Source organism: Bacillus sp. FSL K6-2865 (assembly GCF_040311405.1).
In the GTDB taxonomy this organism is placed as follows: domain Bacteria; phylum Bacillota; class Bacilli; order Bacillales; family Bacillaceae; genus Bacillus; species Bacillus velezensis.
Map to the genome: position 1 here is coordinate 611,237 of NZ_CP152036.1, position 6,264 is coordinate 617,500.

Annotated in this window: 4 protein-coding genes, 2 tRNA genes and 1 rRNA gene (1 of these 7 running past the window's edge); 5 read left to right on the forward strand and 2 right to left on the reverse strand. The window is 47.7% G+C overall.

Annotated elements, in window-relative coordinates; genetic code table 11:
- Window positions 1–174: 174 nt before the first annotated feature.
- Both NYE42_RS03055 and NYE42_RS03060 read right to left on the reverse strand, forming a co-directional pair.
- Window positions 175–1,029, reverse strand: coding sequence for a manganese catalase family protein (locus tag NYE42_RS03055; protein WP_007409292.1), 855 nt, complete (start codon window positions 1,027–1,029; stop codon window positions 175–177).
- 111 nt (window positions 1,030–1,140) lie between these two features.
- Entirely contained in the window at window positions 1,141–1,608 is a 468-nt protein-coding gene (locus NYE42_RS03060; protein ID WP_020955414.1) for an SRPBCC domain-containing protein, read from the reverse strand.
- A 127-nt stretch (window positions 1,609–1,735) separates the two neighbouring features.
- On the opposite strand from NYE42_RS03060, the gene NYE42_RS03065 reads away from it, so the two are divergent.
- From NYE42_RS03065 to NYE42_RS03085, 5 genes are all read left to right on the forward strand, one after another.
- Window positions 1,736–2,737, forward strand: a complete 1,002-nt coding sequence (locus tag NYE42_RS03065) for an acryloyl-CoA reductase (RefSeq protein ID WP_007409291.1) — start codon at window positions 1,736–1,738, stop codon at window positions 2,735–2,737.
- A 428-nt stretch (window positions 2,738–3,165) separates the two neighbouring features.
- On the forward strand, window positions 3,166–4,584 hold the full coding sequence (locus tag NYE42_RS03070) for a sugar porter family MFS transporter (protein WP_251257279.1): 1,419 nt from the start codon (window positions 3,166–3,168) through the stop codon (window positions 4,582–4,584).
- A gap of 302 nt (window positions 4,585–4,886) precedes the next feature.
- Window positions 4,887–4,963: transfer RNA gene (locus NYE42_RS03075), tRNA-Arg, on the forward strand.
- Window positions 4,964–4,971: 8 nt separating this feature from the next.
- Window positions 4,972–5,045 (forward strand) — tRNA-Gly (locus tag NYE42_RS03080).
- A gap of 98 nt (window positions 5,046–5,143) precedes the next feature.
- Window positions 5,144–6,264 (forward strand): 16S ribosomal RNA (locus tag NYE42_RS03085) (it continues 429 nt past the right edge of the window).

Here is a 6,264-nt window from a genome sequence, read left to right on the forward strand (position 1 = left end):
CCAGCCGGCCGGCTGGAAAATTAGGACAACTTTCGAAACGAAGTATGTACAGCAATGTGCTCACATTATAATAACGGCCGTATGGCAAGATCTCCCGGCTTATATTCCCCGTTTTAAACACATTCAAACCTCATATTCAGAAAAACAAAAAACGCCCGAAACAGGCGTTTTTTGTTACAAGTTCATATCTTTCAGTCCGGGGCTGTGCTCATTCGGAAGCTCAGGAAGTTCCGGCACGGGGAAACCTTTAGGAGGCTCGGACACACTTAATTCGCCGCCGTTTCGGCTCGGCGTCGTTCCCTGTAGAATTTCTCCGATCCGTGTCGGATCCAGTCTGAAATTAAATTGGGTATTATGATAACCCATCTCAACGAATTTCCGGCATTCCGGGTATTTTTCAATATCATAATTCGGCACGGGAAATAATTTGCCCCATTCGACACCCAGTGTTTCCAACGCTTTTGTAAATGCATTTTGATGGGCGTTGTCACGGACGATCAGAAAACCGAGTGTTTCTCTGAACGTCTGATTTGAACTCATTTCATAAATGCGTGTCTTTTGCAGCACGCCGGTTGATTCCAGCACGACATTGTCCAATAAATCGGAAATCAGATTCCCGTGGTTGTATACCCAAGACCCGTTCCATGGATTGCCGCCGGCGTCTACAGGAAGAGAACTTTGCGCTCCGATGATAAAATGGTGCGGATTGGCGTGTTTAACTGCTTCGTCAAGCGGCGCCTGATCTGCCGCCTGATTTCCGGGGCCCTCAGCGCCGCTTTCGTCGAGCAGCGCATTGATCGTATGCTGGACAAGCTCAACGTGTGCGATCTCTTCTAAAAATACACCGCGAAGCAGGTCACGGAACTGTTTTTCTTTTCCTCTGAAATTAGAGCTTTGGAAAAAGTATTGCATCATCGTCCGCATTTCTCCGTAGTGCCCGCCTAAAATTTCCTGAAGCACCTTGGCCGCGGCCGGGTCCGGCTTGTCCGGTTTAATGATATTGATCAGCTCTTCTTTGTAATAATACATAAACAGCGCCCCCTGAAAGAAGTTTTCGGTTCTTCTGTTAGTGTCTTTGCAAAGTCAGTTTTTATGTATCGGCATCAAAAAAAGGACGGAAAGCGTGTCCGTCCTTTTGTGTTAAGCCTCAACCGCTCCGCGAAGTTTCGTGTTGACTAGCCCGTTCCATCCTTGATCCATCGTACTGTGAATCTCGGAGCTTTTCCGATTGACTTTATTGATGACGGCTTCCGGCTCTTTCCATCCGCCGTGAATGAGAGTGAATTCCGTATCTCCGCTTTCCGTTTCCTTTAAGACAAAAGAAACGATCCAGCCTTCCGTATCCCACGAAAAAGAAAGGCGGTACGGCGCTTCAATATCCAGCAGCTTGCACGGAGACGGACCGAACGGAGATTCCAGCTGAAACTCACTGTCTTCTTGAGGTGTGAAATCATTCGGCATAAACCAGAGAGACAGGCCGTCCGCAGTGGAGACCGTATCCCAGACAACTTGTATCGGCGCCTTGAAAACGGCGGTATGAATAATGTCCGGTAATGGCTGATTGCTGCTGTTGTTGTTTTTGTTATCTTTGTTTTGTTTATCAGACATGATGCGTAACCACTCTTTCGCTGTTTTTACTTTTGATCATACTACACGGGGCAGGACATTTGAAAACAAATCAAACTTATTTTATGCTTTTCCAAAGCCATTCAATTCATTTTAAGGAGACGTAGTGATGACAGATCAATTTAAAGCGTTAGTAGTCGATCAACGTGAAGACCGGTTTTCAGTCAGCGTACGGGAGCTGGCGGTTCAGGACCTTCCCGAGGGTGAAGTGCTGATTAAGGTTTGCTACTCAGGGGTGAATTATAAAGACAGCTTGGCTGCCATTCCTGACGGCAAGATCGTAACGTCGTACCCTTTCGTGCCGGGAATTGATTTAGCAGGAATCGTCGTTTCCTCAGATGACGCCCGTTTCAAAGAGGGGGATAAAGTCATTGCGACAAGCTACGGCATAGGTGTTTCCCGCTTTGGCGGTTATAGCGGGATGGCCCGCATTCCGGCAGATTGGATCGTGCCGCTGCCTGAAGGTCTGACACTTAAAGAAGCCATGACGATCGGAACCGCCGGCTTCACTGCCGCATTGTCCGTCCAGCGTCTTGAAGAGAACCATGCCGCTCCTGAAAAAGGGAAGGTGCTGGTGACAGGAGCGACAGGCGGCGTCGGAAGCTTTGCCGTCTCCATTCTTTCAACCTTAGGTTACGAGGTCGAGGCCAGTACGGGAAAAGAAGACGAAAGCGGCTATTTGAAGAGCCTCGGAGCAAAGACGGTCATTCACCGTGACGAAGTGTATAACGGCACGTTAAAACCGATGCAAAAACAAAAATGGGCAGCGGCCGTCGATCCGGTCGGAGGTGAGCCGCTTGCTTCAGTTCTCAGCCAGATTCAGTACGGCGGATCAGTTGCTGTGAGCGGACTGACAGCGGGAACGAAACTCCCGGCTACAGTCTTTCCGTTTATATTGCGCGGCGTCAGTCTCTTGGGAATCGATTCCGTATTCTGTCCGATGGAGACAAGAAAGAAAACATGGCAGCGTTTAGCTGATGACTTCAAGCCTGCAGATCTGGAGGCCTTTATTCAAAAGGAAATTACACTTGAAGAGCTGCCGGATACGCTTCCTGCTCTTTTAAAAGGAGAAGCGAGAGGAAGAACGATCGTTACAATAAACGAAGAATAAATCAAAAACCCCCAACTGCTGATTGGGGGTTTTCAATATATGATCAATTAATTATCAAAAAGAGATTAACTATTGATCGTATAGTGAAAATGAGTTGATTAAAAACATAAATTGGTTACATATAGGTAATATAAAGGTAAGTTATAAAATTTTCTGAAATATTCATTGACTGAAAGCGCTTTTAAAATTATGATAATAACATAAATGCCAATAATATCATTATAACTTCACTACAAAGTAACTATAAAATAACAATTTGACGAGAGGGGAGAGTGGATAATCACTATAAATGATAACGCTTTCGGATTATTTTCTTCTTATATAACTGTTTTGTACGGTCAGAACTTGTATGCAGACGTTATGGGTGCAAATATTGATAACTGAATATTCTGATATTATCTCTATGTAAAAACTAGGAGGATTTGAAGATGAATAAAAATAGCAGCCAGCATTCATTTTTGAGAACCATCATTTTAATATCGACGTTCGGGGGTCTACTTTTCGGCTACGATACAGGTGTAATTAATGGGGCGCTGCCGTTTATGGCGGAAGCTGACCAGCTTAATCTTACCGCTTTGACTGAAGGGATGGTGGCGAGCTCCCTGCTCTTGGGGGCTGCGATCGGAGCAGTTTTCGGAGGGAGATTGTCGGACTATAACGGCAGACGTAAAAATATCCTTATCCTTGCCGTTTTGTTCTTTGCAGCGACGCTTGGATGTACACTGGCGCCTAACGTATCTGTTATGGTCATCTCCCGTTTTCTGCTGGGGCTTGCCGTCGGGGGAGCATCCGTAACCGTTCCGGCGTATTTGGCTGAAATGTCGCCGGCGGAAAGCCGAGGGAGAATGGTTACCCAAAATGAATTGATGATTGTAACGGGCCAGCTGCTTGCCTTTACGTGTAATGCTATTATCGGCAATGTGCTTGGTGATACCTCTCACGCCTGGCGTTATATGCTCGTTATCGCGGCTCTTCCTGCGGTATTCTTGTTTTTCGGTATGCTGAAAGTTCCTGAAAGTCCGCGCTGGCTGGTTTCTAAAGGAAGAAAAGAAGATGCTCTGCACGTTCTCCGGCGAATAAGGAATGAAGAGAAAGCGAAGTCTGAGCTCGCTGAGATTGAATCTGCCTTTCATAAGGAAGCTGAGATGGAGCAGGCCGCCTTTAAGGATCTTGCCGTTCCGTGGGTGCGCCGCATTGTGTTTGTCGGGATCGGAATTGCGGTAGTGCAGCAGCTCACCGGCGTGAATTCAATTATGTATTATGGAACTCAAATTTTAAAAGATGCCGGTTTCGAGACAAAAGCCGCATTAATCGGCAATATCGCTAACGGTGTGATTTCGGTGCTCGCAACTTTTGTAGGAATATGGCTTCTCGGCAAAGTCGGCCGCCGCCCGATGCTGATGACGGGGCTGATCGGAACGACTGCGGTGCTGCTTTTGATCGGAGTTCTGTCTGTCGTGCTGAAAGGATCGCCCGCTCTTCCTTATGTGGTTCTTTCATTAACAGTCACTTTCCTTGCGTTTCAGCAGGGGGCTGTCTCTCCGGTGACCTGGCTGATGCTGTCGGAGATATTCCCGCTTCGATTGCGGGGACTTGGTATGGGGGTCACTGTCTTCTGCCTCTGGATCGTGAACTTCCTTGTGGGTTTCACTTTTCCGGTCCTGCTCGCAAACATCGGATTGTCTGCAACCTTCTTCATTTTTGTCTTGTTAGGGATAGCGTCCGTTATATTTGTGAAAAGGTTCCTTCCGGAAACGAAAGGTCTGTCACTCGAACAGCTTGAACAAAACTTCCGTGCTTATGAAAAAACAGATCGTAATAGCGCGGAAGCCAAGGTGAGCGGGTAATCTGAATAGACGCGGGGTTCCTAGGAATCCTGCTTTTTTATTTATTATATAGAAGGGAATAACAAGTGAGAAAAAAGTTTCGTAAAAGTGTTGACCTAATTTAAAGTGCGTGGTATATTATTAAACGTCGCTGATGAACAAAGCGAAAACGACAAATGAGAAAATGATCTTTTAAAAAAAGACTTTACAAATTCTCAAAAGCGTGTATAATGAATGAGGTCGAGAAAAAGACTTCGAAAAGAAATAAAAAAACACTTGACATCATAACTGATTGGTAGTATGATAGTTAAGTCGCCTGATAAGCGCCCGTAGCTCAATTGGATAGAGCGTTTGACTACGGATCAAAAGGTTAGGGGTTCGACTCCTCTCGGGCGCGCCAATTCAAACGCGGGTGTAGTTTAGTGGTAAAACCTCAGCCTTCCAAGCTGATGTCGTGAGTTCGATTCTCATCACCCGCTCCATTATAATGATCTTTGAAAACTAAACAAGACAAAACGTACCTGTTAATTCAAAGTTTTAAATAAATCGCACAGCGATGTGCGTAGTCAGTCAAACTACTTTATCGGAGAGTTTGATCCTGGCTCAGGACGAACGCTGGCGGCGTGCCTAATACATGCAAGTCGAGCGGACAGATGGGAGCTTGCTCCCTGATGTTAGCGGCGGACGGGTGAGTAACACGTGGGTAACCTGCCTGTAAGACTGGGATAACTCCGGGAAACCGGGGCTAATACCGGATGGTTGTCTGAACCGCATGGTTCAGACATAAAAGGTGGCTTCGGCTACCACTTACAGATGGACCCGCGGCGCATTAGCTAGTTGGTGAGGTAACGGCTCACCAAGGCGACGATGCGTAGCCGACCTGAGAGGGTGATCGGCCACACTGGGACTGAGACACGGCCCAGACTCCTACGGGAGGCAGCAGTAGGGAATCTTCCGCAATGGACGAAAGTCTGACGGAGCAACGCCGCGTGAGTGATGAAGGTTTTCGGATCGTAAAGCTCTGTTGTTAGGGAAGAACAAGTGCCGTTCAAATAGGGCGGCACCTTGACGGTACCTAACCAGAAAGCCACGGCTAACTACGTGCCAGCAGCCGCGGTAATACGTAGGTGGCAAGCGTTGTCCGGAATTATTGGGCGTAAAGGGCTCGCAGGCGGTTTCTTAAGTCTGATGTGAAAGCCCCCGGCTCAACCGGGGAGGGTCATTGGAAACTGGGGAACTTGAGTGCAGAAGAGGAGAGTGGAATTCCACGTGTAGCGGTGAAATGCGTAGAGATGTGGAGGAACACCAGTGGCGAAGGCGACTCTCTGGTCTGTAACTGACGCTGAGGAGCGAAAGCGTGGGGAGCGAACAGGATTAGATACCCTGGTAGTCCACGCCGTAAACGATGAGTGCTAAGTGTTAGGGGGTTTCCGCCCCTTAGTGCTGCAGCTAACGCATTAAGCACTCCGCCTGGGGAGTACGGTCGCAAGACTGAAACTCAAAGGAATTGACGGGGGCCCGCACAAGCGGTGGAGCATGTGGTTTAATTCGAAGCAACGCGAAGAACCTTACCAGGTCTTGACATCCTCTGACAATCCTAGAGATAGGACGTCCCCTTCGGGGGCAGAGTGACAGGTGGTGCATGGTTGTCGTCAGCTCGTGTCGTGAGATGTTGGGTTAAGTCCCGCAACGAGCGCAACC

Coding starts and splice junctions, on each gene's coding strand:
- NYE42_RS03055 (WP_007409292.1), bottom strand. CDS start 1,029: ATGTATTATTACAAAGAAGAGCTGATCAATATCATTAAACCGGACAAG.
- NYE42_RS03060 (WP_020955414.1), bottom strand. CDS start 1,608: ATGTCTGATAAACAAAACAAAGATAACAAAAACAACAACAGCAGCAAT.
- NYE42_RS03065 (WP_007409291.1), top strand. CDS start 1,736: ATGACAGATCAATTTAAAGCGTTAGTAGTCGATCAACGTGAAGACCGG.
- NYE42_RS03070 (WP_251257279.1), top strand. CDS start 3,166: ATGAATAAAAATAGCAGCCAGCATTCATTTTTGAGAACCATCATTTTA.